Genomic DNA, 635 nt, shown 5'->3' on the forward strand with positions numbered 1-635 from the left:
AGCGGATACCCCAGTTACAACGCCAGCAGCATCTATACTCGCTACAGCCGCATCGCTGCTACTCCAAACACCGCCAACAGTAGTAGAACTTAAGATAGTAGTTCTGTTTATACAAACAGCAGTCGTACCGGTAATCGCACCTACAACAGGTAGACTGTTTACTGTTACAGTAGTTGTTTGCGAAGCGGTACAACCACTCCCGTTGGTTACCGTATAAGTGATYRTTGCGGTGCCAGWGGATACCCCAGTTACAACGCCAGCAGCATCTATACTCGCTACAGCGGCATCGCTGCTACTCCAAACACCGCCAACAGTAGTAGAACTTAAGGTAGTAGTTCTGTTTATACAAACAGCAGTCGTACCGGTAATCGCACCTACAACAGGTAGACTGTTTACTGTTACACTAGTTGTTTGCGAAGCGGTACAACCACTCCCGTTGGTTACCGTATAAGTGATTATTGCGGTGCCAGAGGAKACCCCAGTTACAACGCCAGCGGCATCTATACTCGCTACAGCSGCATCACTGCTGCTCCATACGCCACCAACAGTAGTAGAACTTAAGGTAGTAGTTCTGTTTATACAAACAGCAGTCGTACCGGTGATCCCGCCTACAACAGGCAGACTATTTACCGTTA

The 635-nt window shown here is 48.1% G+C and carries 1 protein-coding gene; it reads right to left on the minus strand.

Annotated elements, in window-relative coordinates:
* Positions 1-635 (minus strand): Ig-like domain-containing protein (locus AC1DP6_RS36505; RefSeq protein WP_477059312.1); only part of this gene is annotated, 635 nt, incomplete at both ends.

The sequence above is a fragment of the Chitinophaga sp. 01L420 genome, from assembly GCF_056399985.1.